The organism is Vibrio sp. Vb0937, assembly GCF_033338855.1.
This window is the reverse complement of record NZ_JAWOTK010000370.1, coordinates 1-1121: the sequence shown is the minus strand read 5'-3', so window position 1 is coordinate 1121 and position 1121 is coordinate 1. Positions and strand designations below refer to the sequence as shown.

The following is a 1121-nucleotide window of genomic DNA, read 5'->3' as shown; positions in this document are numbered from 1 at the left end:
AACGATGCCGGAATATCGGCTAGATTTATCGACGACGATGCCGTAATCGCGGTCGTGATCCATCAAGATTTGCATGGCAGAGCCAGGGCCGTCGTGTTCGGATTTCTTGAATACCGCAGCGGGCTTCTTGCGCGCAATATCTTTGACGGTTAGCACGCTGGCGACATTAACGCCGCGGAAAAACGCCTCGACATAATCATTGGCGGGGTTATGAAGAATTTCATCTGGTGTGCCGACTTGCACAACTTCGCCGTTTTGCATGATGGCAATTCGGTCACCGATGCGCATGGCTTCGTCCAAGTCGTGCGAAATGAACACGATGGTGCGTTTATCGTCATTTTGCAGACGAATCAATTCATCCTGCATTTCAGAACGAATCAAAGGATCGAGCGCCGAGAACGCTTCATCCATCAGCAAAATATCAGGGTCGCAAGCTAGGGCGCGGGCAAGACCAACACGCTGCTTCATACCACCTGATAGTTCATCAGGAAACGATTCAGCGTAGGTATCTAATCCAACTCTCTGCAACGCTGATAATGCACTTTCGTGGCGAGCAGTCACATCGACGCCTGCGAGTTCCAGGCCGAAAGCGGCATTTTCTATCACCGACATGTGGGGCATGAGCGCAAAATTTTGAAAAACCATTGAAATGTTGTTCCGACGAACTTCGCGCAGTTCTTCTTCGGAGATGTGAGCAATGTCTTTCCCTTTGAGGTAAACACTGCCTTTGGTGGGTTCAATGAGTCGATTGAGAAGTCGAACGAGAGTGGATTTTCCTGAGCCAGAGAGACCCATAATGACAAAAATCTCGCCTTCATTGATGGTCAGAGATACATCGTTGACGCCAACGGTTAAGCCAGTTTGTTCAAAAATATCGTCTTTATCAACGCCTTTTTCGATGAGTGAGAATGCTCGCTCCGGAGCTTCTCCAAACACTTTATAAAGTCCCTTAACTTCCAGTATGGGATCCATGTTAATTGTCCTTTGTTATGTGTTTATCACGAGTTAACGTTTTGTACTCTAATTAAATTGATAAAAGTTTTCAAATGATTGGCTTGGCTTATTGGTGTTCTGTGATCATATTTTTCGTAGTAATGAACTTTCGTTGTTTTATTGATAAG

Annotated in this window: 1 protein-coding gene; it reads right to left on the bottom strand. The window is 45.9% G+C overall.

What is annotated here, in order from left to right:
- A partial coding sequence (gene proV, locus R7P67_RS25790) for a glycine betaine/L-proline ABC transporter ATP-binding protein ProV (protein ID WP_318086445.1) occupies positions 1-972 on the bottom strand: 972 nt, incomplete at its 3' end.
- Positions 973-1121 lie beyond the last annotated feature (149 nt).